The sequence below is a fragment of the Bacillus sp. ISL-34 genome (assembly GCF_018613325.1).
Lineage (GTDB): Bacteria > Bacillota > Bacilli > Bacillales > DSM-1321 > Peribacillus.
Genome location: NZ_JAGGQJ010000036.1, coordinates 13486 through 40352 on the forward strand (window position 1 = coordinate 13486; position 26867 = coordinate 40352).

Below are 26867 nucleotides of genomic sequence, written 5' to 3' on the forward strand. Positions count from 1 at the left end.
CAATTATTGCTACATATTGTTTTGTTTTATCCATATCAAAAATCCCCTTTGTTTTCGATTATATCAATTCGTTTATGAGCTTGTTTCGTACTTTCTTCATTACGAATCACTCTTTCTGATAATGCGGTCCAACGATGGTCACTGGCTTTAAAATCATTTCTAATTGAATCAACTGATTGACCAATATTATCTAACTTTTTCCTAATGATTGCAGATTCTGTTGCATCATTTTTGACATTACTTTTGAAATCATTTTTTTTTATTTCTGTTAAGTATTAACAAACCAGGATGACCCCGGATGCCGTACACAATAAACCAATTATCGTAATCAATAACTCATTTGAAACATTCATTTTTTCACTCCGTTTGTATATAAAATAAAAAGCCCTATTCGGCTTTTGGTTGCAATCGATTAATTATTTTTGTCCTCACGCTTCCGTTAATGCTGAAAAGGCTTAGTTCCCTTTTTTGTGCAGCACTCCCTTTATTATATTTCAGGTCAAGGTCTTGTTTTACAAACTCCTAAAACACATAGCGGAAAAAGAAATATTTCTATTACTAATGAGATGATTGAAGAATTACAATCTTACAAAGTTAAGAAACAGGCACAACTTTTTAAAGTGGGGTTGAAGTTAATAGAGGATCACTTTGTCGTTTCTGCTTTTGGTGGAGATCCAGTAAACCCCAATAGGATACACAAGCAGTTTCTTTATGATGGTAAGCTTGCCGGAATGAAGAGGATTCGATTTCATAATTTACGCCATACACTTGCAACTATAATGTTGGAAATCGGAGAAAATTCTAAAGTGATGTCAGAAAGATTAGGACATTCAAATATTTCTATAACATTAGATAAATATAGTCATGTAACTCAGAATATACAGGACTCTTCGGCAGAAAACTTTTCAAAAGCACTAGGTAAAAAGAGCCTTGAGCAATAAATGTGGTCATTTAGTGGTATTTCATAAAAATAACACTGGAGAACCCTTGTAAATAAAGGATTCTCCAGTGTTTATAATTACATGATCCTCTTGAACATTTTCTCCATTTCATAAATGGAATAAGAGATGATGATAGGTCTTCCATGAGGGCATGTGAAGGGATCGGTCGTCCGCCTTAGTTCATCCAACAGTGCTTGGATTTCATCATTGCGCAGATGACGGTTTGCCTTTATGGAGGCTTTACAGCTCATCATGATAGCTGCTTCTTCGCGCAATTTTTTGATGTCGACCTTTTTCATCGAGAGCAATTGTTCAATCATTTCTTCAAGGATTTCCTGCTCAATTCCTTTAGGGAACCATTGTGGATGAGATCGGACAATATAGGCGTTATAGCCAAACTCCTCTAAATAGACGCCGACTTTTTCCAACTCATGCCGATATTCATTTATCCGGATACATTGGTCTGTTGAAAATTCAAGGGTGATGGGCACCAGCATGTCCTGTAGCTCGTTTTCAACACGTCCGACCTTTTCTTTAAAATATTCGTATTTGATCCGTTCCTGTGCAGCATGTTGGTCTATGATATATAAACCTTTTTCGTTTTGGGCGAAAATATATGTTCCATGCATTTGCCCAATCGGGTACATGGGAGGGATACGGCTATCCGTTTCATTCGCCTCGGTTTCATCCTCTTGTTCGACAGTGTAGGTTGTATACGTTTCAGCTGACTCGAAATATGGTTTACTTTCATCATCTTGTAGGACCGGTACATAAACATCTTCCATTTGCTGCTGTTCATCGCTATAGATTATTTCCTTTATTGGTTCTAGATTGAAATCTTCATTATGATCACCATAACTCTTTTGTTCCTGCTTTTCCCGAATCAAGGTATCCTTCAAGAGTGAAGCTTCTTTCTTGGCTTCTTCAAGGACCCGCTTGCCACTTGCCACAACATGGTCCAATTCCAGCGTAGTTTGCTCACTTTTCACCTGTACCTGCTTTGCTGTTGGTGTATATCCACTTGGAATTAGAGACATCTTTTTAAACGAAGATTTGATCGTTTCCGATACAAGGCTGAACAATTCCTGTTCCTTGCTGAGCCTTACCTCCATTTTGGATGGATGTACATTGACATCGACAAGAATCGGATCCATTTCAATATTCAACAAAGCAATCGGAAAACGCCCAATCGGTAGAAGTGTATGGTACCCATCCAGGATTGCTTTCACGAGCGCATAGTTTTTAATGAAGCGGCCGTTTATCATGGTTGAAATATAATTCCTTGAAGCCCGGGTGACCTCGGGCATAACGATATATCCGGATAATTTGAAGTCCAGGGAGCTTGCCTGAACCGGAATCATCTTTTTGGCGATATTCGTACCATAGATTGCGGCTAGCACCTGCCTGACATCGCCGTTACCATTTGTATGGAGGATACGCTTCTCATTGTGTGATAACCGTATAGAAACATCCGGATGCGAAAGTGCGAGCCTGTTTGCGACATCCGTAATATTTCCTAGCTCGGTATGAATGGTTTTCATATATTTCAACCTTGCAGGAGTATTGTAAAACAAGTCGGAAACCAGGATATCCGTTCCTTTACGGCTGGATGAAGCCTCTAGTTCCTTAACCATGCCGCCTTCAAGAAGGATGCGAGTTCCTACACCTTCGCCAGTGCTGCTTTTCATTTCGAAACGGGAAACTGAAGCGATACTGGGCATTGCTTCACCGCGGAAGCCAAGTGTTCGAATTCGGAAGAGATCATTTTCATCTTTTATTTTACTTGTGGCGTGACGTTTAAATGCCGCTTCTATGTCATCAGCCAAAATCCCGTCGCCATTATCCACGATCCGAATGGAACCAAGTCCAGCCTCCACCAATTCAATCTCTATAATGGTACTGTTTGCATCTATTGCGTTTTCCACAAGTTCCTTAACGACTGAGGCTGGGCGTTCAACAACTTCGCCAGCTGCGATTTTATTAGATAATGCCTCGTCGAGCTGTTTGATTTTTCCCATTTTTATCGCCTCGCTTTAATTTCTCATTTAAGTTTCTTTTGTAATTTGTAAAGGGTATTCATCGCCTCAAGCGGCGTCATTTCAAGGATATCCAGTGATTTTATGTCATCCAGCACCTTTTTTTCCTTAGGCGAGGGATTCACTTTTCCTTTAGGAGCCTCTTCCCCAAAGAAGGAAAGCTGTGCCTCATTGACGGATGTTACCGGGACGACTTCGGCAATAGGTGCTTTTACAACAGCAGCCGGCTGTTCAGGCATCGCTTTTGCCTGTCCATTTTCATTTTCCAGCTGCGCTAAAATAGCGGCCGCCCGATCTATTAGCTGCTCCGGTAAATCAGCTAGCTTTGCCACGTGAATTCCATAGCTTTTATCTGCTGGACCTTCTTTAATTTTATGAAGGAAAACGACATTTCCATTTTGCTCAATGGCACTGACATGGATATTTTTCAATTTTGGCAGTTCCGCTGCCAATACAGTCAATTCGTGATAATGAGTCGAAAAGAGAGTCTTTGCCCCAATTTCCTCATGAATATATTCAATGATGGCCTGGGCAAGCGCCATCCCATCGTAAGTTGATGTTCCCCGCCCGATCTCATCAAATAATATCAAACTGTTTTCTGTCGCATTCATGATGGCATTTCTTGCTTCAAGCATCTCGACCATGAATGTACTTTGACCGGAAATCAAATCATCTGCAGCTCCGATCCTAGTAAATACCTTATCGAAAATAGGCAATTCAGCTATGCTTGCGGATACGAAGCATCCAATTTGCGCTAGAATCGATGTTAGTGCAATTTGACGCATATACGTACTTTTACCCGACATATTGGGCCCTGTGATCAAGAGTAACTCCCGGTCTCCATCCATAAAGCAGTCATTCGGGACATACTCCTGTGATTGAAGGACTTTCTCGACCACTGGATGCCGGCCTTCCTTCAATACGATTCTTCGATCATCGGAAAAGACAGGCTTCACATAATGGCGTTCTTCGCTAATCGTCGCAAAGCACTGCAGGACATCCAGTTCACTGACGACTTTCGCTAAATCCTGTAAACGCGGGATATAGCTTTTGACCTCTTCACGAAGATTGAGGAATAGGTCATATTCCAAACTGATGCTTTTTTCCTCTGCTTGTAAAATCAAAGCTTCCTTTTCTTTCAACTCAGGTGTGATATAACGTTCGGCATTCGTTAAAGTTTGCTTCCGTTCATAACGGCCTTCTTCAAGCAGATGCAAATTGGCTCGTGTGACTTCTATATAATAGCCAAAAACTCGATTATATCCGATTTTCAATGATTTGATCCCGGTACGTTCCCGCTCTTCTCGTTCAAGCTGTGCAATCCAGGTTTTCCCGTTTCTGCTGGCATCCCTGTATGTATCCAGCTCCTTATGGAAACCGTCCTGAATGATATTCCCTTCCTTCACGGACAATGGCGGGTTTTCTACAAGCGCCGTTTCAAGCAGGTCCGTCACTTCTTCGCAAGGATCCAATTTCTCGGCCAGGATAGAAATATCCTGATTGGAAGCCATTGACTTCACGATTTCACGAATGATCGGCACCTGTTGCAATGAACGTTTCAATTGAATTAAATCCCGAGCGTTTACATTCCCGAAGGCCACCCTTCCGGCAAGCCGCTCCAAGTCGTACACTTCCTTCAGGCGTTCACGTAAGTCCTGACGTTCGAAGTATTGATTTTTCAGGGTTTCAACAAGGCTTTGTCTCCGCTCGATCTGTTTTTTATTAATGAGCGGTCTATCAATCCATTGTTTCAACATCCTTCCGCCCATGGCTGTTTTTGTTTCATCAAGCAGCCATAATAATGAGCCTTTTTTACCTTTGGAACGAATGGTTTCAGTTAATTCCAAATTGCGTTTGCTATAATAATCAATTTTCATATATTGTGATGTTTCATATGCAAGCACTGGCTGTAAATGATCCAGGCTGCGTTTTTGGGTACGGTATAGATAATTCAATAAACGTGAAGTCGTTGTCGCCAGTTTCTGGTCTTTTAACAGATGAAGCAATGCAACGAATGACTCGCTTTGATCTATATTATTCTCTAGGGATAGAGCGGCAGCGCCCCGTTCTTGCAGCTTTTTTTTCCATTCTTCATTGAAATCCTCGGCAATGACCACTTCACTCGCACCAAGGATGGCAAATTCATTCAGAACTTCCTCAAAACTCTCAATCAATGTGACCTTATTTTCCCCTGTCGATAAATCATTGTATCCAAAGCCAAACTGACCATCCGTGAAATAAGTGATGGTGGCAATATAATTATTTTCCTTTTCTCGAAGACCCTTACTATCCATTTTCGTGCCAGGAGTAATCAGCTGGACAACTTCCCTGCGTACCACGCCTTTGGCTTGCTTCGGATCTTCGGTTTGTTCACAAATAGCTACTTTAAAACCTTTTTCTATCAATATATCAATATAATTAGCAGCCGAGTGATACGGAATGCCGCACATCGGAATTCGCTCTTCGCTACCGCCTTCTCGGCTTGTTAATGTGATTTCGAGCTCTTGAGATGCATTCAGTGCATCGTCAAAAAACATTTCATAAAAATCGCCTAAACGAAAAAATAAAAAGGCATCCTGATACTCTGCCTTAATTTTTAAATATTGCTGTATCATCGGAGTATATCCAGCCATTCCTTCAAAACCTTTCCAAACTATAATCTATTACACTTTTATGTCCTTCATTATAACATACGGGAAAGCAACATTGCCTGTATTCGAAATTGCATGGTAAATCAATTATCCTCTGAATTGGAAACTGTTGTAAGCAACTTTTCGCAGTATATAGTATCTTTCTCATTGCCAGTCCTGCAAGGGACTTGTCCCGCTGCAAATTAAATAAAACCGGATGAAGGGAATGTCATCCGGTATTAATTTCTATATTCTATTCGTCTTCGAATTCATCAAGGAAATCCGGATCTAAATCTTCGAAATCCTCATCATCGAAATCAGAGCCCCAGTCATCCTCGCAGCGGCCATCTGGACTAACAGCGACACAAATTTTCGTTTCGCCGACGACTTCCACAAAGAATTCCCTTTCCACATGGACAATTATTTTTTGTCCACATGGGGAGATGCAAGCTTCTAAACAATTCGGCTGTTGGACAGCTTTTGCAACGATTTCATGGTCATCAAGACAATCGGGATCACGGTATTTCAGCGAAATAACGTCGGTATATTGCACTTTTTCAGTTACAACTTCCGTCTTTGAATTATGGTTATAAGAATACCAGACGTTGATTTCGTAGCTGCCGTGAATTTCTACCTTTTTGCCGACTTTCTTTGCATCGTATTTATGGTTGATGATCCAACAACCTAGAATGCTAGAAGGATGATGAGCCGGGCAAATGGTGTGAGAGGACTTTGTGAATTTACGTCCTTTTGCCACCACCGCTTTAGTAATTATCTCTCTATATTGTGACATGCTAGCGAACCCTCCTCATACAGTTTCCATTCATCCTATGCGTGGTAAAAGTCTAGTGTGCGTAGAATTTTAATTGTTTGAAAACTGCTGTAATGTTTTAAACCTAGGTTATTTTATGCGCATGTTTTGGGATATGTGTCACGAATGGGCACTGTATAAGGATTTCCGCATATTAAAAAGCCCTTCTGAAATCAGAAGGGCTTTTTTAGATTCATGAACAGCTTCCGCCGCCTGCTTGTACCTTTGAACCTGTCTCACCGCGAAGGACGTCTCCTTCAGTCGATTCAATAATCAGGTCCGTCACCTTATTCGATACCTGTGATGAGACCATTTGTAAAAGATCATTTACATCCACTTGGGATTGTTTGAATTCTTGTACGATTGGGAGTTCATCCAATTGTTTTTCCAGTGCATCAATTTTGGCCTGAACTTGACTGTATGCCTTCTCTTTGCCGTAATGCTGGAAGTTTACAGCCTGTTTTTGCAAGCTCTTGATGCTGGCGATCATTTCACGGATTTTTTGGTTTTCATTGATGTGAGCTTCTGCTCGTTTAAAGAAATCGACTTCTTCCGTGCTTGCGATCATTTCAGCAAGCTCGGCAGCTTTGTTCAGAATGTCATCTTTAGTATATTTCGTCATATTACTCCACCTCAATCGCCGTTGCTTCTTCAACCATATCGCCATTTAATGACCATGTTTTCGTTCCGGTGATTTTCACTTTTACTATTCGGCCAATAGCGGATTTTGGTCCTTTGAAGTTCACGAGCTTATTTTTCGTTGTATAACCTGCTAATACTTCCGCATTCTTCTTGCTTTCGCCTTCAACGAGCACTTCAACAATCTGCCCATCATACTCCTTCATTTTCAATGCGCACGTTTCATTGACAAGGGCATTCAAGCGTTGCAGACGTTCCTTTTTCACTTCCATCGGTACATTATCCTGCATTTTCGCAGCCGGTGTTCCCTCACGTGGTGAATAGATGTAAGTATATGCCGCATCGAAACCAACTTCACGGTATAAAGACATCGTTTCTTCAAAGTGCTCTTCCGTTTCATTCGGATAGCCTACAATGATGTCAGTGGTTAGCGATGCACTTGGGATAGCTTCCTTGATCTTTTTTACTAGCTCCAAATATTGTTCACGTGTATATTTACGGGCCATGATTTTAAGTGTGTCCGTACTTCCCGATTGAACTGGAAGATGGATATGGTCAACGAGATTACCGCCCTTAGCCAATACTTCAATCAAGTGATCATCGAAATCACGGGGATGGCTTGTCGTAAAACGAATGCGCGGAATATCGATTTTGCGGATTTCATCCATCAAATCGCCGAAACGATATTCGATATCCGTAAAATCTTTACCGTAAGCATTCACATTCTGTCCAAGCAGGGTTATTTCCTTGTAACCCTGTGCCGCTAAATGACGGACTTCCTGTATGATATCTTCAGGCCTGCGGCTTCTTTCTTTCCCTCTTGTGTACGGTACGATGCAGTATGTACAAAACTTATCGCAGCCATACATGATATTGACCCATGCCTTCGTTTTTCCTTTACGCACTTTCGGAAGGTTCTCGATAACATCACCTTCTTTAGACCAAACCTCAATGACCATTTCCTTGGAAAGATAAGCTTCATTAAGAATTTGCGGCAGGCGGTGGATATTATGCGTTCCGAAAATCATATCAACAAAATGGTGCTTTTCTAGAATCCGCTTTACAACTGACTCCTCTTGTGACATACAGCCGCAAACCCCAAGCAATAGATCCGGCTTTTCCAATTTCAATGATTTTAAATGCCCCAATTCACCGAACACTTTATTCTCTGCGCCTTCCCGAATCGCACAAGTGTTTAGTAAAATGACGTTAGCATCATCCACCGTGTCTGTCGGCTGATAACCAAGTGCCATAAAGATGCCCGCCATGACTTCTGTATCATGTTCGTTCATTTGACAGCCATAAGTACGAATGTAAAACTTTTTACCTTCTCCCATTCCGCGGAAACCTTCAGGAATTGCAAAGTCATCATGATATTCTACTTCTTCTTTTCCTCGCTTTTTCGCATCTTTTAAGGAAGGCGGAATATAAACGGCTTGAAAGTACTTACTGAAGTCCTTTTCGGATTTTTTGTCCGCTGGATTCTCAGCCTGTACTTGTTGTGATTCTAATCGTTGTTTCTCGTTCATAGTTAATCTCCTTTCAAAATAGTTAGTTTATTTCTTTCACCAACTATTTCAAGACCTATCTTCTAATGGTTTTATACGGATTCCTTTTTAAGAATTACCAGTAAATATTTGCTATTAAGTGTGATATATCCACATTATCATAGTATAAAGCTTTTAACAGCAAGAAACAATCATTCTGTCATGGCTTCTTGAATTGTAAGAAATATTTCACAAATACGGAAAATAAGAACATGAAAGAAGAGGCTATGACGAAATCAGCCTCTTCTTATCATTTTTGGATGACGCCTTCCCCTTTCAAGATTTTTCAAATGATTAAGGTATCAGGAGCACCTTACCACATTGACCTCTGATCATCAGTTCAAATCCCTTTTCAAAATCGCTTAGTGAAAAACGATGGGTAATCATTGGTTTTACATCAACCTTGCCACTTTCAAGCAGACTTGAAACCTGTTGCCAGGTTGAAAACATCTTCCTTCCTGTTATTCCTTGGACAGTAAGACCCTTGAATACTATATCCTCCGTTATATTAAGCGTGACGGGCTTAGATGGCAGACTAAGAATTGATATTCTTCCACCATTCGTCGCCATCTTAAACCCTTGTTGGATAGCTTCCGGATTACCGCTCATTTCGCAAATGACATCCACCCCATCGGCACTTGTAAGGCTTTTCGTGATTTTCAATGGATCCTGTTTAATTGAATGAATGAGGTCTGTAGCACCCATCTTTTGGGCCAGCTGAAGTCGATAATCATTAATATCAAGAGCGATTACTTTATCAGCACCTGCGGCCTTTGCTACAGCAATCGCCATAAGCCCTATTGGACCACAGCCGATTATTGCCACCGTTTTCCCCAGCACCTCGCCAGCTAGCACTGAATGGACTGCATTTCCCATCGGTTCTTGGATGGTAGCCATATCGAGTGGCATATCACTTGGATTTTTCCATAAATTTTTGGCGGGCAGAGCTATATACTCTGCAAAGCACCCTTGTCTATCAACACCGATAATGTTTGTTTTTTTACAAATATGGAATTGCCCGGTTAAGCACTGCCTGCATGTGCCGCAAACGATATGTGTTTCTGCAGATACGCAATCACCAACCGAAACATTGCTTACACTTGCTCCTATCTCCATTACTTCCCCAGCAAATTCGTGCCCAAATACGTATGGTGGATTCACTCTTCCCTGCGACCATTCATCCCAGGTGAAAATATGAATATCCGTTCCACATATCGAGGTCATTTTCACTCGAATCAATACTTCGTCTTCACGGATAAACGGTATATCGACATTTTGTAATTGCGCCCCATAACCTCGGTGGTGTTTGACGACGGCTTTCATTTTCCCTTTCAACATGTACACTCCCCCTGAACTAGGGCTGCTTCTTTCATCTACCTTAATATGTAAAGATATGAAAAACTAAATAAAAAAATACCTTAATCCCTTTTGTATCGGCCTTCAGATTAATAATGATGATTTTTAGTGCATTCGTACATTTTTGATAAATGGGTCATGTTTCTATAGCATCTTGTCCGCTCTCGAATAAGATATCTTGTACAACAAATTAATTGAAGGAGTGACTTATATGTCATGTAACAATAATCACCATCATGATAACAACAATAATAACGATAGAATCGCAGACGATTTTTGTCGTGCTGTGAGAGGCTGTCAAAGACGTGACCGCGACCGCGATAGAGACCATGATCGGGACCGCGATCGGGACCGCGATCGGGACTGCGAGCACCATCATCACCACCACCATAACAACAATAACAATAATTGTCGCAGAAGGAATCGTTGCAATTTCTTCTCATTCGGCTGCGGATGCAATAACGGTTGGTGGTAAGCTAATTCAGAGAGTATAGTGATTCTCTCTACTGAGCTTTCCAATTAATCACAAAAAAGGTTCACCCCATCTTAAGGGGTGAACCTTTTACCTTTTACATAAATTCAGCAACAAGCTTATCAAAGTGCGCTTGATCCAGAGTCAGATCTGATTTATTTAATGCTTTTTCAGCATACCCTGGCACTAATTCCTGGTACGAAGGGCGTGAAGAGTCTTGATAAATGATCCCTGTCACAAGGCTGTCATGCTGCATCAAAGTCTGCATGGCCTGTTCTTTATTTGATGAATCATAGCCTTCAATCGTGTTCAATTTAGTCAAGTTTTGTTTAAACCAATCATACGTATTGATCTTATTGTATGTTACGCAAGGTGAGAATACATTGATAAAGGAGAACCCTTTATGGTTTATCCCTGCTTCAATGATTGCCGTCAGGTCTTTCAAGTCTGTGGAAAAGCTTTGGGCGACAAACGTAGCGCCAGCTGACAATGCTAATTCCATAGGTGAAACAGCCTGTTCTATTGATCCCTCTGGAGTGGATTTCGTTTTAAATCCAGCAGCGGATCTAGGAGAAGTCTGGCCTTTTGTCAATCCATATATTTGGTTATCCATGACAATATACGTAATGTCGATATTACGGCGGATCGCATGGATGGTGTGTCCCATCCCGATCGCAAAACCATCTCCGTCTCCGCCTGAAGCTATAACGGTCAATTCACGATTGGCCATTTTTACTCCTTGGGCGATTGGCAGTGAGCGGCCATGGATGCCGTGGAAACCATATGACTTGATGTAACCGGATATACGCCCTGAACAGCCGATACCGGAAACAACAGCCAAATTCTCCGGCTCCAATCCTACATTGGCTGCCGCACGCTGCATGGCAGCCTGAACGGAGAAGTCTCCGCAGCCAGGACACCAGTTAGGTTTTACATCATTCCGAAACTCTTTAAACGTTGCCATATTCGAACATCTCCTTGCATTGTGTGTGAATTTCATGCGGGAGGAATGGATTGCCATCATATTTTAGGATGCTTTTAATTTTATTAACATGTCCGACATTCATCTTGATGATATTAGCCAATTGTCCAGTCGCATTATTTTCAATAACTACTACTTTCTTAGCACTTTGCACCAATGATTGGATTTCGTCAGCTGGGAAAGGATGAATCAAACGGATTTGCGCATGATTCACTTTCATTCCATCCGTTTCTAACCGGCCGATCGCTTCATCAATCGTCCCGCGTGTTGAGTTAAAGCCAAGAATTAATAAATCCGCTTCTTCATGCGGTGTGTTTTTGTATACTGGTGTTTGGAATGTGTTAGTTAAATTATTCAGCTTACGCATCCGTTTATCCATTTGCAATTTACGATTCAAGGCCGTCTCAGAAGGTCTGCCCGTTTCATCATGTTCAACACCTGTAACATGGTGAATTCCATTTTTCATACCAGGCACTACACGTGGTGAGACTCCGTCTTCCGTTACTTCATAACGCTTGAAGTAAGATTTGTCTTCAGCCTCTTCAATTTCAAAGTCAACCAATTTACCGCGTCTTATCTCCACTTTGCCGTAATCAAGCGGCTGAACCGTTTGTTTACCTAATGATAGCTGTAAGTCGGATAAAACGATAACCGGACATTGATATTCCTCTGCAAGGTTGAATGCTTCTGCCGTATCATAAAAAGCTTCCTCGACAGTACTCGGAGCCATGACGATTTTAGGTATTTCACCATGTGTACCATAAATCATGGCCATTAAATCGGATTGCTCCTGTTTTGTAGGAAGTCCCGTAGATGGACCGCCACGTTGAGTATCGACGATGACAATTGGCGTTTCGGTAATGCCCGCTAAACCAATCGCTTCCATTTTCAATGAAAGTCCAGGTCCAGCTGAAGCTGTGATGGCACGTACACCGCCATAGTTTGCACCGATTGCCATTGTAGCCGCCGCGATTTCATCTTCAGTCTGTATGACCGTCCCGCCAAATTGAGGAAGTTTCTTAATTAAGTATTCCATAATTTCCGAGGCCGGAGTAATCGGGTATGCTGCCATAAAGCGGCAACCGCCTGCAACTGCGCCTAAAGCGATAGCATCGTTTCCGATCATGAACATTCGTTTTTGGCCGTCTGCCTTTTCCAGCTCCATTGCGCCAAGTTTTTCTCCAAGCAACACTTCCATGGCCTTATAGCCAGCAGTAATGGCATCCATATTCTTCTTAACGATTTCTTCACCTTTACGGCCGAATATTTCATCTACCACATCGTTGAATACGGAAATTTCCATTCCTAGAACAGCACATGTCGCACCGATGGCGACCATATTTTTCATTAATGACGTTCCTAATTCGGCTGCTATTTCCGTAAAGGGAACAATATATAATTCTGCCTTTGTATCTTCTGGGCAGACAGGTTTGAATTTTGCATCTGCAATTATGATGCCACCATCATGTAATTCTTTATAATTGACGTCGATTGTTTCTTGGTCAAAAGCAACTAAGATGTCTAAATCATCAGAGATAGCACGAGTTTCCGTAGTACTTACACGAATTTTGTTATTCGTGTGTCCACCCTTGATTCGGGATGAGAAATGACGGTAGCCATACAAGTAATAACCTAAGCGATTGAGGGCAATACAGAATATTTCTCCTGTACTTTCAATACCTTCACCTTGTTGTCCGCCAACTTTCCATGAAAGTTGATTGATCATGTCTTACACTCCTTTAGGACGTTCGTATATAAATGCATTTAACCGCACCTCTCTTCAGAACATTCAACTATGTATAATTATCGTTCTAATTTAGGAAAGGTGTACTAAACGCTTTCAATTCTATCGGTTAAATCATCAAATTGCAACCTTTTTGCTTTTATTTTTTATATTTTCAGAATATTTATTCATATCTATATAGTAAGAATTGCAAATCACTTACGATATTTCCTTTTCAAGCGGAAAATTACGAGTGAAATTATCAAAAAGGAGACCTTTTACAAACTCACTCGAATAAAGCCTGTTCAGTTCATTGATTAAGTTATGATAATCCTTATATGACGTTAAATTCTCTACCATATGATCGATTCCATCGAAGTCTGATCCTAATCCAATTTGTCTTTCCCCGCCCAAACTGCATATATGCTCTATATGTTTCAGGATATCCCTAATTGTAGCCGATTCACCATTTGCCAAAAATTGCGGGACAAAGGTTACGCCGATCACCCCATTTTTCTGCAAAAGGGCTTTTATCTGCCCGTCTTTTAAATTTCGCGGATGCGGACAAAGATGATAAGCATTTGAATGGGAGGCAATTGGGAATTTCGCTAACTTTAGGGTGTCCCAAAATCCCGCTTCAGATAAATGGGATAAATCGCACCAAATTGACTTCTCATTCAATAGCGCGACCACCTCGGTTCCAAACCCTGTCAAGCCGCCCCCTCTTGTTTCCAATGCCCCATCCGCTACCAAGTTAGCGTAATTCCAAGTTAGGCCTACGGAGGACACTCCAAGATGAATAAGGGTTTTCAGTTTCAACAAATCATTCCCGATGCAATCGCACCCCTCCAAAGTCAGCATTGCACCTATTTCCTTTTCTTTTAAGGATTCGATGTCTGCCTTGGTCTTTATAAATCTCATTTCCGGCTCTGATAAAATCTTTTCATGAAAAATATCCACCATCGCCAAAGCAGCTTGAAATCTCATATCAGGGTGGACTTTTTCAGGAATATATATTGCAAAACATTGGATCTTCCCCCCCTCATCCAATAACGCCCGCTTTGTTATATGTAATTTATCACTATTCTTAAAAGAAATATCCGGTTCGATGAACATCTTCATCAGCACATCACAATGGGCATCAAAAATCGCCAATGTAATCCCCCTTCCTGCACCTTTTTTATGTTTATATATTCCATTATAAAGGGATACGGGTTTTTCGTCATTTCGATTTCACGACAAAAAAGAGCCTGCTCGCCATCCGACAAACAGGACACCAAAACATGGAATTATCTTGGTTCAATGATTAGTTTTATTGCCGTTCTCTCTTCGCCATCAATAAGTATATCTGTAAAGGCAGGAATACAAATCAAGTCAACTCCACTAGGTGCGACAAACCCTCTTGCGATTGCTACTGCCTTGACGGCTTGATTTAACGCACCTGCACCGATTGCTTGAATTTCGGCTGCCCCTCTTTCCCTGAGCACTCCCGCTAGTGCGCCTGCTACAGAATTAGGATTAGATTTTGCTGAAACTTTTAATATTTCCATTCCTAGTCCTCCTTGTTTTCCCTGCCGATTCTAACTTGGCTCAATAGTTATAACACTTTCCACTGCTACTATATTCATCAAGTAAAACTTGTATGACAAAGAAAATCGGGATTGTCCACCATTTATTAATGAATGGAAAAACGGATGGCCAGTTTGACTATCCATCCGTTCGAATCAATGATAAAAGGGATGATCTTCGTTAATCAGTATCCTTTCTATTTTTTTTGCCTTGCCAGTTTTATCATCAATTTCAAGGAGAACCCCACTTAATAGGGTCCGCCCCTCTTTTGGCACTTCGAAACGAACAGGAAGGCTAGTTAGGAACCGATGGATGATTGCATCTCTTTCCATGCCAAGGATGCCATCATATGGCCCTGTCATGCCTACATCTGATATGTAAGCGGTGCCTCCAGGCAGTATACGGTTATCGGCTGTCTGGACGTGTGTGTGTGTACCAACAACAGCTGTAACCTTCCCATCCAGGAACCACCCCATAGCCTGCTTCTCACTTGTGGCTTCTCCATGAAAATCGACAAAGATGATTGGTGTCTTTTTTTGAGCCTCCGCCACGAGTTCTTCAGCCTTTTTGAACGGACAATCCAAATCCGGCATGAATGTTCTCGCTTGCAAATTGATGACCGCTATTTCATACTGGTTCAACTTTAAAAATTTCATTCCTTCACCAGGTGCCCCGTCTGGAAAGTTCGCTGGACGGACGAGATATTTCGCTTCATCAATAAAATTGAAAATATCACGATTATCCCATGTATGATTTCCCATGGTCACCGCCTGCGCTCCCCACTCTAAAAAACTGCGGTAAATCTTTTCTGTAATTCCCCGGCCACTTGCTGCATTCTCGCCATTGATGACCGTGATGTGCGGACGATACTTTTCTTTTAACTTAGGAAGGTATTCTTGGATCATGTCTCGACCAGGAGACCCCACTACATCTCCAATAAATAGCAATTTCATTGTAAAACCCTCTCTAGATTCACCTAATTATATGAATTATTCAAGTATGTATTGTAACATAATTTGGGGTAATCATAGGAATTACCCTTAACGATTAATAGCGGAAAAAGAAAAAACGAAGTGGATTGCACCACTTCGTCTTTCTCTAACATTTATTTAGCGTATTCGACTGCTCTTGTTTCACGGATGACCGTGACTTTTATATGACCAGGGTAATCGAGCTCTTCTTCAATCCTTTTCCGGATATCACGTGCGAGTCGATGGGCCGAAAGATCATCAATTTGTTCTGGTTTCACTAGAATCCGCACTTCTCGTCCGGCTTGAATCGCAAATGATTTTTCCACTCCATCATAGGATTCGGAAATTTCCTCAAGTTTTTCAAGTCTTCTAATGTAATTTTCAAGCGTTTCACTTCTAGCTCCCGGTCTTGCAGCTGATAATGCATCAGCGGCAGCCACAAGCACTGAAATGATGGATGTTGGTTCCGTATCGCCATGATGTGAAGCGATGCTGTTAATGACAGTTGGATGCTCTTTATATTTGGTTGCTAATTCAACGCCAATTTCAACGTGACTGCCTTCCACTTCATGATCAATCGCTTTCCCAATATCATGCAATAAACCTGCACGGCGGGCAAGAACTTCATCCTCACCAAGCTCAGCGGCCAGTAAACCTGAAAGCTGGGCCACTTCAATTGAATGTTTAAGTACGTTTTGCCCATAACTTGTACGGAACTTCAAACGTCCTAGTATTTTGATGAGATCTGGATGGAGACCGTGAACTCCAACTTCAAACGTTGTTTGTTCACCAATTTCACGAATATGTTCATCTACCTCACGTCTTGCTTTGTCAACCATTTCTTCAATGCGAGCCGGATGGATCCGTCCGTCTTGAACAAGTTTCTCAAGAGCCAAGCGTGCCGTTTCGCGTCTAATTGGATCAAATCCAGATAAAATGACAGCTTCAGGAGTATCATCAATAATAAGGTCAATACCTGTTAGCGTTTCTAACGTCCGGATATTTCGTCCTTCACGTCCGATTATCCGTCCTTTCATTTCATCGTTTGGAAGATTTACTACAGAAACGGTGGTTTCTGCAACATGATCAGCCGCACAACGCTGAATGGCAAGAGAAAGAACTTCTTTTGCTTTTTTATCAGCTTCTTCTTTGGCACGGGTATCACTTTCTTTAATCATAAGCGCTACATCGTGAGCAAGCTCGTTTTCCATTCGGTCTATAATGATTGCTTTGGCTTCTTCACGAGTTAAACCGGAAACACGTTCAAGCTCTGTTTGCTGCTTACGAACCGTCTCGTCCACTTTGCTTTCCATCTCTTCAATATGCTGTTGTCTTTGGTTTAGAGAATCTTCTTTTTTCTCCAAAAGGCTTTCACGTTTGTCTAACGTTTCATCCTTGCGGTCCAGATTCTCTTCTCTTTGCAATAACCGATTTTCTTGTTTTTGTAATTCGTTCCTTCTTTCACGGGCTTCCCGATCCGAATCGGCACGAACTTTATGAATTTCATCTTTTGCTTCCAACAAGGCTTCTTTCTTAAGTGCTTCCGCTTCACGTTTTGCATCCTCAAGGATGTGTTCTGCAGAGCCCTTTGCCCCTGCTATTTTACTCTCAAATTTTGATTTGTGAATAAAATAACCAACAACTGCACCGACGATTAGGCCAAGCAAAGTGAAGATGATTGTCATGGGTTCCATCGTTTCACCTCCCCTTGCTATGAACTTTTTACATAAAATGTTGAACTGTCGGCAAGTACATTGCACATAAATTCAATATACAGCACTTAATTTTCAAAATTTTAGTTTGAAAAATTGTAAAATATACATATTAATTGTATAGTTGAGAATTTTTATTGTCAAGCGTTTGTCCCTTATGTATCAATGATTATTCAAGTTTTCTTAATATCAACCATCATAATGTACAGCATTCATTATGGAAGAAGTCTGTAAATCTGATTTCAATGCCATTTAATCCGCTGAAAATTTCGCACTTTTCTCAAAATATATAGAAAAGGCCTAAGCGAACAAGCTTAGGCCTTTTCCAAACACCATTAATCAAGCAATTCAAAATGCTCTTCCGGTTCATTTTCTTCTGATGGTAATTCATGCTCTCCATCGAGATTATAATGATCTCTGATTTTCTGAGAAATTTCCTGAGCGATATCCTGATTTTCTTTCAAGAACAGCTTCGCATTTTCACGGCCTTGTCCGACACGCTCTTCATTGTATGAATACCACGAGCCGCTTTTAAGGACGATATCAAGATCTGCACCCATATCGATGATTTCACCTTCCTGGGAAATCCCTTGACCATACATGATGTCAACTTCTGCTTGACGGAATGGTGGAGCAACCTTGTTTTTTACAACTTTGATTTTCGTTTTATTACCGACGATTTCATTACCCTGTTTTAATTGTTCCGCACGGCGCACTTCCAGACGAACAGTTGAATAGAACTTCAATGCCCGGCCTCCCGGAGTCGTTTCTGGATTCCCAAACATAACACCGATTTTTTCACGGACTTGGTTAATGAAAATGGCAATGGTATTTGATTTATTAATGGAACCAGACAGTTTTCTAAGTGCCTGAGACATCATACGCGCTTGAAGACCCATATGGGAATCTCCCATTTCGCCTTCGATTTCAGCTTTAGGAACAAGTGCTGCCACCGAGTCAATGACAATGATATCTACCGCTCCACTTCGAACTAACGCTTCAGCGATCTCTAAGGCTTGTTCACCCGTATCAGGCTGTGAAAGCAGTAACTCATCGATATTCACACCAAGTTTTTCTGAATATGCTGGATCTAAAGCATGCTCGGCATCAATGAATGCAGCCGTGCCGCCAGTCTTTTGTACTTCTGCAATAGCATGTAATGCAACAGTCGTTTTACCGGAGCTTTCAGGTCCATATATCTCAATGACCCGGCCTCTTGGATATCCGCCCACTCCCAACGCTACGTCCAATGCTAAAGAACCGCTTGAAATCGTTGAAATCCTACGATCAGTCTGTTCCCCAAGTTTCATAATAGAACCTTTACCAAATTGTTTTTCAATTTGTTTTAACGCCATATCTAAAGCCGCTTGACGATCACTCACTCAATTTCCTCCTCTATATTCAAATAATCGGCTGCCCGATTAAAGGTGTACATACGTTAGCAATTATTTGAGATCAAAGTTTGTAACCTGTCTCAAAACCTATCTTTACTATATACTCTTTTTACTATTTTGCCAAGCAAAAAGTCGAACATTCATTCGTTTTTTTCTTTTGGGATATTCTTTGTAAAAAAGCGTTTTACCTTAAGGAAATCTCCATTTCCATTCACTTGCTCCCTAAAAAAAACATTTTCATTGAATTAACTTTTATCTTTTTTCCCTATTTTTCAAGAAACAAACTTCTAAAGCCAAAATAAAAAGCAGAGCTGTAAAAAGCTCTGCCTATAGCGTTTATAAATCCCTTAATAGGTAATGACAGCCGTATTTCACACTCCGAATACGGTTTTGCGCCCTGCTTCCGGAAAGGTTCAACTCCTTGAAATGAGTGTTTCCATCCCGATAGGAAATACCGATAAATACTGTCCCTACAGGCTTGCCTTCTTGTTCATCCGGCCCTGCAACACCCGTAAAGCTTATGCCTACATCCGCATCGAGCTTGCTCCGGACATTAGAGGCCATTTCCATTGCACACTCACCGCTGACCACCCCATGCTCGGAAATGGTATCATCACTGACACCGAGGACATTCGACTTCGCATCATTCGTATAGCAGACAATTCCGCCTTTGAAGACTTTACCGGCGCCCGGTATGGTTGTCAGCTGTTCTTGGAACATCCCTCCGGTCAAGCTTTCAGCTGCCGCAATTGAAAGCTTGCGAACCGTTAATTCTTTTACAAGTTCCTTTATTAGCGAAGTATTATCACTTCCATAATGGAACTTACCGACCCTGCTAAGAATTTCTTTTTCCGCTTCTAAAATAAGCTCTTCGCATTTTTCTTTAGAAGAGTCTTTAGCGGTGATCCTTAACGTCACTTCCCCTTCGGCTGCCAGCGGAGCAATTGTCGGATTCGTTTGATTGACAAGAAGATCTTCAATCACCGCTTCCAGTTCGGCTTCACCTATACCGTAGAACCGAAGAACCTTGGAATCGATCCGTTCATGCTTTTCCAGTTTATTCATGATCTTTTCATAACCATAACTTAAAAACATCGGCTCCATTTCACTTGGTGGACCAGGTAGAAGCATATATGTAATCCCGGATTTGGACAAGACCATTCCCGGTGCCATGCCATGATCGTTTGCCAACACTTCACTGCCTTCTAAGACAAGGGCCTGCTTTTTGTTGTTTTCCGTCATCGGCCGTTCCCGTTTTTGGAAGTAAGCTTCAATGGATTGCAAAGCTTCATCATTAAAAACGAGCTTTTTCCCAATATGGCGAGCAATCGTTTCTTTCGTTAAATCATCTTTGGTAGGACCGAGTCCACCGGTAAAGACAATCAAGTTCGCCCTCGATTCAGCGATTTCTATAGCTTGTTGTAAACGGCGGTCGTTATCCCCGACCACAGTATGGTAAAAAACGTTAATCCCCATTTCCGCAAACTGCTGCGATAAGAACCTTCCATTAGTGTTATTGATTTGTCCTAAAAGAAGCTCTGAGCCCACTGCAATGATTTCTGCATCCATCTTTTCAAAACCACCATTCGTTTTACTTTGAATTAACAAATACTTCTTTGTTTTTTATAAAATAATCCAAACCTGACCAGATTGTAAAGAGTAATGCAATCCACAATGCGATATTGGCAAATGGAAGTGAAATGAGGGCAAATGGAAGGTTATGCAGCAATAAAGCCGAAATAGAAACAATTTGTGCCCATGTTTTAATTTTACCAAGCTGGTTCGCTGCAACCACTTCCCCTGTACCCGCTAACACCAAACGCAACCCGGTGACTGCAAACTCGCGACTAATAATCACGATGGCAATCCATGATTGACCGTACATTAAATCTAGATCAACCAAAACGATTAAGGCAGCCGAAACCAGAAGTTTATCAGCCAATGGATCTAAAAATTTCCCTAAATCAGTAATCATATTATATTTTCTGGCAAAATGGCCATCGATCCAATCCGTAGTGGAAGCGATAATAAAGAGGATGGCTCCAGCTAAGTGCGCCACTGGCAAACTGTATTCTCCCCAAGTCAGCGTCCCCCATGAAAAAGGAACGAGCATGATGATTAAAAATACTGGTATTAAACAGATTCTTGCTACTGTAATCTTATTAGGCAGATTCAAAACTTTTACCTCCAAAATTTACACATGCCATTTGGGCCTGTGTCTTAGATCTTAATAATGCTTTTATGTATAATTTAACTCAAAATCCAATCTTATATGCCGGGTAGTCCATTTCCAGCCGCCTTACCTATTATATAGAGCAAAAATAGTCATCTATAAGATGACTATTCGGCTTTCGTAAATTGTATCGTAACCAATTGCGTATTCACTTCAGTCGGTGAAATGGAATACTCCAGCTTCTCATCATTCACATAAATCTCAGTTTCATATGCCCTGCCTATATTGATGACAGCTTCTTTTTCATTGGTGAAATCAATTTCCTGGCTTTTGTCCTTGTCGATAGTGCCCTGGAACAGTAATTTACCTTCACCATTTTTTATGCCGACCCATGGTGAGCCTTTTGAGGTCACCTTTAATTTAAAGGTATCGGTATTTTTTAATTCATACGTACTATTTTTACCGCTGGAACTGGTGACGGCAAGTTTTTGCTCTTTCTTTTCATCTTTGGCAACTGCATCATCTTCATTCTTCTCATCAGATGACTCTGATTTTTCTTCATTCTGTTTTTGGTCTGCATTCTCTTCTTCTTTGTTAAAATCTTCACTTTTATTATAAACCACGGCATCGCTCTGTTTTGCTTCCTTTTTGTCATCGTTGTCCGGATTACTCATATAGTTCAATACGAGCACCCAAATCAATACGGCAGCACCAATGATTAAAACGGCAGCCAAGATCTTCGGTAACATCTCCACAACCTTAGAATCTCCTGCCGGTATGGTTTTCCGGGATTGGACCCTTGAAAGCTGTTCTGGCAATTCCTCACTATAGACTGATGGCACTTCACTCTTATATTGTTCGAAAATCTCTTCTGAATCCAGTCCGACCGCTTCACAATATTGCTTTATGAATGCCCGTACATAGAACTTTCCAGGCATCATACTGTAATTTCCCTCTTCAATACCTATGAGGTAACGCTTTTGAATCTTCGTTAATTCCTGCAAATCTTCTAAGCTAAGACCTTTGGCTTCCCTAGCTTCCTTTAATCGATTACCTAACTCAGTCAAATAAAACACCTGCCATTTTAAAAGTCAAAGGAACCAAAATCGGACCCTGAAAACTGGTCTTTTTGGTCGACAACTTCATATGTTATTTCTTCTTCAGGATTGTTTCGCAATTCAATAATATAATCAAAGTCTTCGAGGGTATACTCCGTATTTTGGACAAAAACATCCGGATGTTCGATTACTTTGACAGCATCAAGCCTCATTATTTCGCGAATCAACTGCCAATGACGCTCATTTGCACGGCGAGTGGAAACAATTCCATCTAAAATGAACAAATTATCATTATTATATTCATCCTCAATAAGCTGACTGCGGATAGTCTGCTTTAAAAGGGTAGATGACACAAACAACCATCTCTTATTAGCACATACACTCGAGGCTACGATGGATTCAGTTTTCCCGACACGAGGCATCCCTCGTATCCCGATCAATTTATGACCTTCCTGTTTAAATAGCTCGGCCAGGAAATCGACAAGCAAGCCTAGTTCATCACGGACAAACCTAAAGGTGTTTTTCTCATCGGCATCGCGCTGAATATAACGGCCATGCCTGACTGCCAGGCGATCACGCAATTTAGGTTCCCGAAGCTTAATGACCTTTATCGTATCCATCGTACGGAGGATTGACTCGAACCTTTCTATATTACGGCTGTCTTTCGCCAACAAAAGTAAACCACGCCTACCTTCATCGACCCCGTTAATGGTGATGATATTAATGGAAAGCATCCCCAGCAGGGATGAAATATCCCCTAATAAACCAGGACGGTTGACTTGGATTTCATATTCAAAATACCATTCTTTATTATCCACGATAACACTCCTTAAGCCTAAAAGCTTTTACCCTACTCAGGGGCAAAAAACTTATCCATCGTAAATTTCAAGGTCTGAACACTTTATTATTATTTGTCTAGCTTCTATAATATAGCATTTCGTGATAAGTTAAAAGGAAAAACCCTAGAAAAATATTCATTTTTATATAAGAGGATAAATAGTCATCCACTTAAATCCAAAAGGCCCTGTTAATTAATAACAGGGCCTTTGGATTGATATTTTACTTCGTTCCATTGTTCTCGACTAACTTGACCATGACACTTGCCATGGCATGTTTTTCTTGATCGCTTGCGACTGACCAAAGATCAGCAAGCACTTTCTCTTGATCATTCTGGGGCTCAACCTGATTTGCCAGGTAATCACCGATTTCGTAAGCCAAGTTGTTAACAGCACTTTCTGACAAGCCTTGTTGTTCACCTTGATTTAATCTGTCGCCTAAGAAATTTTTCCATTGATCCCAATTGTCCAGTACAGACATGAATGGTCACCCTTTCCTTCAAAATAGTACATAGATATTTTGTGAAGGAAGTGAGGAAATTATACATGTCTAAAAAAAATCATGTGTACCATCCGCCATTTACGCCTAAAATTTGCCCGGTTATATAGGATGACTTGTCGGAAAGCAAATAGTATACGGCCTCGGCGACTTCCTTGGATTGCCCCATCCTGCCCATCGGGATATCGCCTTTGATGATCTCCAGATCTTCAGCACTGAAAGATTCGAGCATGGAAGTGGAAATCGCACCGGGGGCAACGGCATTCACCCGGATTCCATTAAGCGATACTTCTTTGCTAAGCGCCTTGATAAAAGCATTTTGACTGCCCTTGACCATAGAATATAATACTTCACAAGATGCACCTGTCTGACCCCAAATCGATGTGACCGCAACGATGGCAGCCTGTTCTTGGTACATAAGCTTTGGAAGCAGTTCCTTTGTTAATTGGAAAGGGCTGGTTACATGCAACTGCACCATTTCATTAACGATTTTCTCATCCATGTCCGATATAAGCCCATAATAGCTATTGCCACTATTAAGGACGATTGCATGAAGGGCAAAAATATTTTCCGCCAATTTCTTGTATCCATCCGGTGCGGCCAAATCCGCTTGAACCGGAATAAGTTCGACTTGATGAGGCTTCAATTCTTCAATCAGGTCAAGTATCGCTTCTTCATTGCTGTTATAATGTAAATAAAGAGAATAATTCTCCTCGGCGAGCTTTATAGCGATTTCCCTGCCGATTCCTCCACTGGCTCCAGTAATAAGGGCAAAACGTTTCCCCACATCCCAGCCCCCTTTATATTATTTAGGAAGTACCTGACAGACTGTCATCCGTTCATCGGATATTAAGTCCTTGGCGATCTCCCTGATATCTTCGATCGTTAGTTTTTCCAATACCGATACAATTTCGAACAAGTTCATATCATTGAATGCATATCTGGTGAATTGATTCGCTATATATTCCGGCGAATTCAGGGAACGAAGGAAAGAACCGATTTTTTTCTTGATTGTCCTTTGCAGGCTTTCTTCATTCAGGCTGGTTCCGGCTTTTGATTTTTGCAGGATACCAAATAAAGACTCCGTCAACTCATCAGGTTTGGCACTGTCCCCGCCAATTAACGCAAACCCAAAACCCTGTTCCTGTGTATAATCATATGAGAAGCTTTGATCGATCAACCCTTTCTCATATAGCTCCTCATGCAAAGGTGAACTCTTGCCAAACAGCATTTCCAAATAGATATTGGTTGCCAATTCCCTTTTCAAAAGCTGTAAACCTGATTGTTGGACATTGGTAGCCTTGATTCCCAGCATCACTTTTGGTGTCTGGACATTCATTCTTAAGATTTCCTTATCCTTGGCAACGATTTCCGGCTCTTGGTCAAATTTACGTTCCACCTCAGGCTGTTCGTTGTATCCTTTATTATTTTGATTATCCCGGATCAGTTTCATGGTGCTTTCGACATCTACCGGTCCTACAACGAATAAGAGCATGTTGCTAGGATGATAAAACGTATTATAACATTCGTAAAGCATATCCTTCGTGATATCTGCAATGGATTCCACAGTACCGGCAATATCGATTTTCACGGGATGCTGATGATACATATTGGCTATCGTCCCGAAATATAATCGCCAGTCTGAATTATCATCATACATGTTGATTTCCTGCCCAATGATTCCTTTCTCCTTCTCCACCGTCTTTTCCGAAAAGTACGGATCCTGGACAAAGTCGATTAAGGTAGTTAGATTCCTATCAAAATCGGACGTGCTGGAAAATAAATAAGCTGTACGGGTGAAAGAAGTAAAGGCATTTGCAGATGCTCCCTGCTTTGAAAATTGCTGAAAAACATCACCATCTTCCTTTTCAAAAAGCTTATGTTCAAGAAAATGGGCAATTCCATCAGGTACTTTAGAAAATTCCGTTTCATTCAATGGTTTGAAATGGTTGTCGATTGAACCATAATTCGTCGTGAAAGTGGCAAATGATTTATTGAACCCACTTTTCGGAAGAATATACACTTCAAGGCCATTATCCATTTTTTCATGGAAAAGTTCTTCTTTCAATTGAGTGAATGCTATTTTATCCATTATCCTTGCACCTCCCCTTCCGTTAGGAAATAAATCGTATCAAGCTGAATCTTTTGAGCAACTGCAATGATTTCTTCCTTTGTCGTCCGCTCTGTTTTTGCAAACCACTCGTCGAGTGAAATATCCTGCCCGGAAACTACATTATGATATAAAATTTCCACAAGTCCTCTCGAAACGTCAATGGTTTCAAGGAGTTGATTCTTAACGACCGCCTTCGTCTGTGCCAGCTCTTCTTCGGAAAAGTTCCCTTGCTTCATTTCCTTCATTTGTGCATGAATGATATCCAATGCCTGCTTGTAGTTGGCATTTTCAATGCCGGCCATGACCATTAATAAACCTTTATGACTTTCGAGCCTCGAAGCCGCATAATAAGCAAGGCTGGCTTTCTCCCTGACATTAATGAAAAGTTTTGAATGTGAAAAGCCACCAAAAATCCCATTGAAAAGCTGAAGTGCATAATAATCACGATCACCGTAGGCAACCTGGGTTCGGTAACCGATATTCAATTTCCCTTGCTTTACATCCGAATTCTCAATGATTTCATTTTCCTTCTCCACTATCTTGCCCGTCTTCCCTGGCAGTCTCACAGGCACTCGTTCTTGCAACGACACATACTTGTCAGCTAGGGCCTGCACTTCCGATTCATCGATGTCACCGATTACATATAAATCGATTTCATCCTCCGCCAGCATTTTTTTGTAATAGGCGAAAAGGGACTCTGGAGTCATCGTTTCCAAGTCTTGAAGATTACCGCTCGCTTCTAAAGCATATGGTTCGTTTTTGCACATTTCCTCTACAAGGCGTGTAGCTGAATATCGCATTTTGTCATCTGAAATGGATTGGATCCGCTGTTTTAATGAACGGATTTCATTGGAAACCGTTTTAGAGTCAAAGGCTTCGCCTTTCTTCTTCGGATTAAAGATCACCTCTGATAATAACCCAAAAGCCTTTTCGAGAAGCGGGGTTGAATCACTAAGGAATTTTTCATTGACGATATCGATCGTAAAACTTATGATTTGATATTCGCCTTTTTTAGCTACATCGACATAAAACCCTGCTCCATATAAATCATCAAGATAAGATCGAAGCTCGGGTGTTGTAGGATATTTACTTGTATTGCTTTGTAACACATATGGCAGCAATGCACGATATGTAACGTCCTCTTTTGTCAACGGGGCTTTCATCTTCAGCACGAGAGTATTCGTTTTATATTTATCCGTCCGGACCACATGAAGCTTGTAGCCGCTTTTTTCCGTAATTGTATCGGAAGCAATAGACATGAATAATCCTCCTCATTATATAAATCACCTTTATTAGCTTATTGTTTGTAGATTGGAACCCTTTTAAACATCTACTTAAAATATACATGTGAAAGGAAAAATCATGCAAGTTACAGCTACTTTTTTTGGTTTTTCACCAGCCAACC

At 41.1% G+C, this 26867-nt stretch carries 22 protein-coding genes; 1 reads left to right on the forward strand and 21 read right to left on the reverse strand.

Annotated elements, in window-relative coordinates:
- The first annotated feature begins 470 nt into the window (after positions 1 to 470).
- On the forward strand, positions 471 to 941 hold the full coding sequence (locus tag J7E52_RS22975) for a site-specific integrase (RefSeq protein ID WP_214750704.1): 471 nt from the start codon (positions 471 to 473) through the stop codon (positions 939 to 941).
- 77 nt (positions 942 to 1018) lie between these two features.
- Here J7E52_RS22975 and mutL read toward each other — a convergent pair whose 3' ends face one another.
- From mutL to yfmF, 21 genes are all read right to left on the reverse strand, one after another.
- Positions 1019 to 2959, reverse strand: coding sequence for a DNA mismatch repair endonuclease MutL (gene mutL / locus J7E52_RS22980; RefSeq protein WP_214750705.1), 1941 nt, complete (start codon positions 2957 to 2959; stop codon positions 1019 to 1021).
- Between the two features lie 23 nt (positions 2960 to 2982).
- Positions 2983 to 5610, reverse strand: a complete 2628-nt coding sequence (gene mutS / locus J7E52_RS22985; protein WP_214750706.1) for a DNA mismatch repair protein MutS — start codon at positions 5608 to 5610, stop codon at positions 2983 to 2985.
- Between the two features lie 250 nt (positions 5611 to 5860).
- The gene (locus tag J7E52_RS22990) at positions 5861 to 6400 is read right to left on the reverse strand and encodes an outer spore coat protein CotE (RefSeq protein WP_192204090.1); all 540 of its coding nucleotides are present in this window, start codon (positions 6398 to 6400) and stop codon (positions 5861 to 5863) included.
- 211 nt (positions 6401 to 6611) lie between these two features.
- Positions 6612 to 7040 carry a YlbF/YmcA family competence regulator gene (locus J7E52_RS22995; protein ID WP_101224709.1) on the reverse strand — a complete coding sequence of 143 codons (429 nt, stop codon included), beginning with the start codon at positions 7038 to 7040 and terminating at the stop codon, positions 6612 to 6614.
- A 1-nt stretch (position 7041) separates the two neighbouring features.
- The gene (gene miaB / locus J7E52_RS23000; RefSeq protein WP_214750707.1) at positions 7042 to 8586 is read right to left on the reverse strand and encodes a tRNA (N6-isopentenyl adenosine(37)-C2)-methylthiotransferase MiaB; all 1545 of its coding nucleotides are present in this window, start codon (positions 8584 to 8586) and stop codon (positions 7042 to 7044) included.
- Between the two features lie 312 nt (positions 8587 to 8898).
- Complete coding sequence (tdh, locus tag J7E52_RS23005) at positions 8899 to 9939, reverse strand: L-threonine 3-dehydrogenase (RefSeq protein ID WP_214750877.1); 1041 nt, start codon at positions 9937 to 9939, stop codon at positions 8899 to 8901.
- Between the two features lie 590 nt (positions 9940 to 10529).
- A complete protein-coding gene (locus tag J7E52_RS23010; protein WP_057278380.1) occupies positions 10530 to 11396 on the reverse strand; it encodes a 2-oxoacid:ferredoxin oxidoreductase subunit beta in 867 nt (288 codons plus the stop codon).
- Positions 11383 to 13140 (reverse strand): 2-oxoacid:acceptor oxidoreductase subunit alpha, encoded by a 1758-nt coding sequence (locus J7E52_RS23015; protein ID WP_214750708.1) that lies wholly within the window; start codon positions 13138 to 13140, stop codon positions 11383 to 11385. Before J7E52_RS23015 ends, J7E52_RS23010 begins: the two co-directional genes overlap by 14 nt.
- Before the next feature lie 216 nt (positions 13141 to 13356).
- Positions 13357 to 14292, reverse strand: coding sequence for a dipeptidase (locus J7E52_RS23020; protein ID WP_214750709.1), 936 nt, complete (start codon positions 14290 to 14292; stop codon positions 13357 to 13359).
- A gap of 134 nt (positions 14293 to 14426) precedes the next feature.
- Positions 14427 to 14687: a stage V sporulation protein SpoVS gene (spoVS, locus tag J7E52_RS23025; RefSeq protein ID WP_029281188.1), complete on the reverse strand. Its 261-nt coding sequence runs from the start codon at positions 14685 to 14687 to the stop codon at positions 14427 to 14429.
- A gap of 174 nt (positions 14688 to 14861) precedes the next feature.
- Positions 14862 to 15659, reverse strand: a complete 798-nt coding sequence (locus J7E52_RS23030) for a TIGR00282 family metallophosphoesterase (protein ID WP_214750710.1) — start codon at positions 15657 to 15659, stop codon at positions 14862 to 14864.
- Positions 15660 to 15811: 152 nt separating this feature from the next.
- Positions 15812 to 17371, reverse strand: coding sequence for a ribonuclease Y (gene rny / locus J7E52_RS23035; RefSeq protein WP_063231807.1), 1560 nt, complete (start codon positions 17369 to 17371; stop codon positions 15812 to 15814).
- Positions 17372 to 17724: 353 nt separating this feature from the next.
- Positions 17725 to 18771 carry a recombinase RecA gene (gene recA, locus J7E52_RS23040; RefSeq protein WP_214750711.1) on the reverse strand — a complete coding sequence of 349 codons (1047 nt, stop codon included), beginning with the start codon at positions 18769 to 18771 and terminating at the stop codon, positions 17725 to 17727.
- Between the two features lie 348 nt (positions 18772 to 19119).
- Positions 19120 to 20352, reverse strand: coding sequence for a competence/damage-inducible protein A (locus J7E52_RS23045; protein WP_214750712.1), 1233 nt, complete (start codon positions 20350 to 20352; stop codon positions 19120 to 19122).
- A 22-nt stretch (positions 20353 to 20374) separates the two neighbouring features.
- The gene (pgsA, locus tag J7E52_RS23050; RefSeq protein WP_214750713.1) at positions 20375 to 20959 is read right to left on the reverse strand and encodes a CDP-diacylglycerol--glycerol-3-phosphate 3-phosphatidyltransferase; all 585 of its coding nucleotides are present in this window, start codon (positions 20957 to 20959) and stop codon (positions 20375 to 20377) included.
- A 164-nt stretch (positions 20960 to 21123) separates the two neighbouring features.
- Entirely contained in the window at positions 21124 to 22023 is a 900-nt protein-coding gene (locus tag J7E52_RS23055; protein WP_214750714.1) for a RodZ domain-containing protein, read from the reverse strand.
- Between the two features lie 17 nt (positions 22024 to 22040).
- Positions 22041 to 22832 carry a DUF3388 domain-containing protein gene (locus tag J7E52_RS23060; protein ID WP_034313530.1) on the reverse strand — a complete coding sequence of 264 codons (792 nt, stop codon included), beginning with the start codon at positions 22830 to 22832 and terminating at the stop codon, positions 22041 to 22043.
- Between the two features lie 241 nt (positions 22833 to 23073).
- Positions 23074 to 23331, reverse strand: a complete 258-nt coding sequence (locus J7E52_RS23065) for a DUF3243 domain-containing protein (protein ID WP_214750715.1) — start codon at positions 23329 to 23331, stop codon at positions 23074 to 23076.
- Positions 23332 to 23410: 79 nt separating this feature from the next.
- On the reverse strand, positions 23411 to 24136 hold the full coding sequence (ymfI, locus tag J7E52_RS23070) for an elongation factor P 5-aminopentanone reductase (protein WP_214750716.1): 726 nt from the start codon (positions 24134 to 24136) through the stop codon (positions 23411 to 23413).
- A gap of 18 nt (positions 24137 to 24154) precedes the next feature.
- The gene (yfmH, locus tag J7E52_RS23075) at positions 24155 to 25441 is read right to left on the reverse strand and encodes an EF-P 5-aminopentanol modification-associated protein YfmH (RefSeq protein ID WP_214750717.1); all 1287 of its coding nucleotides are present in this window, start codon (positions 25439 to 25441) and stop codon (positions 24155 to 24157) included.
- Positions 25441 to 26721 carry an EF-P 5-aminopentanol modification-associated protein YfmF gene (yfmF, locus tag J7E52_RS23080; protein ID WP_214750718.1) on the reverse strand — a complete coding sequence of 427 codons (1281 nt, stop codon included), beginning with the start codon at positions 26719 to 26721 and terminating at the stop codon, positions 25441 to 25443. Before yfmF ends, yfmH begins: the two co-directional genes overlap by 1 nt.
- Positions 26722 to 26867: the final 146 nt, after the last annotated feature.

Bases quoted from the DNA above. Each gene is read 5' to 3' on its own strand.
- mutL (WP_214750705.1), bottom strand. From the start codon at position 2,959: ATGGGAAAAATCAAACAGCTCGACGAGGCATTATCTAATAAAATCGCA.
- mutS (WP_214750706.1), bottom strand. From the start codon at position 5,610: ATGGCTGGATATACTCCGATGATACAGCAATATTTAAAAATTAAGGCA.
- J7E52_RS22990 (WP_192204090.1), bottom strand. From the start codon at position 6,400: ATGTCACAATATAGAGAGATAATTACTAAAGCGGTGGTGGCAAAAGGA.
- J7E52_RS22995 (WP_101224709.1), bottom strand. From the start codon at position 7,040: ATGACGAAATATACTAAAGATGACATTCTGAACAAAGCTGCCGAGCTT.
- miaB (WP_214750707.1), bottom strand. From the start codon at position 8,586: ATGAACGAGAAACAACGATTAGAATCACAACAAGTACAGGCTGAGAAT.
- J7E52_RS23010 (WP_057278380.1), bottom strand. From the start codon at position 11,396: ATGGCAACGTTTAAAGAGTTTCGGAATGATGTAAAACCTAACTGGTGT.
- J7E52_RS23015 (WP_214750708.1), bottom strand. From the start codon at position 13,140: ATGATCAATCAACTTTCATGGAAAGTTGGCGGACAACAAGGTGAAGGT.
- spoVS (WP_029281188.1), bottom strand. From the start codon at position 14,687: ATGGAAATATTAAAAGTTTCAGCAAAATCTAATCCTAATTCTGTAGCA.
- J7E52_RS23030 (WP_214750710.1), bottom strand. From the start codon at position 15,659: ATGAAATTGCTATTTATTGGAGATGTAGTGGGGTCTCCTGGTCGAGAC.
- rny (WP_063231807.1), bottom strand. From the start codon at position 17,371: ATGGAACCCATGACAATCATCTTCACTTTGCTTGGCCTAATCGTCGGT.
- J7E52_RS23045 (WP_214750712.1), bottom strand. From the start codon at position 20,352: ATGGATGCAGAAATCATTGCAGTGGGCTCAGAGCTTCTTTTAGGACAA.
- J7E52_RS23065 (WP_214750715.1), bottom strand. From the start codon at position 23,331: ATGTCTGTACTGGACAATTGGGATCAATGGAAAAATTTCTTAGGCGAC.
- yfmH (WP_214750717.1), bottom strand. From the start codon at position 25,441: ATGGATAAAATAGCATTCACTCAATTGAAAGAAGAACTTTTCCATGAA.
- yfmF (WP_214750718.1), bottom strand. From the start codon at position 26,721: ATGTCTATTGCTTCCGATACAATTACGGAAAAAAGCGGCTACAAGCTT.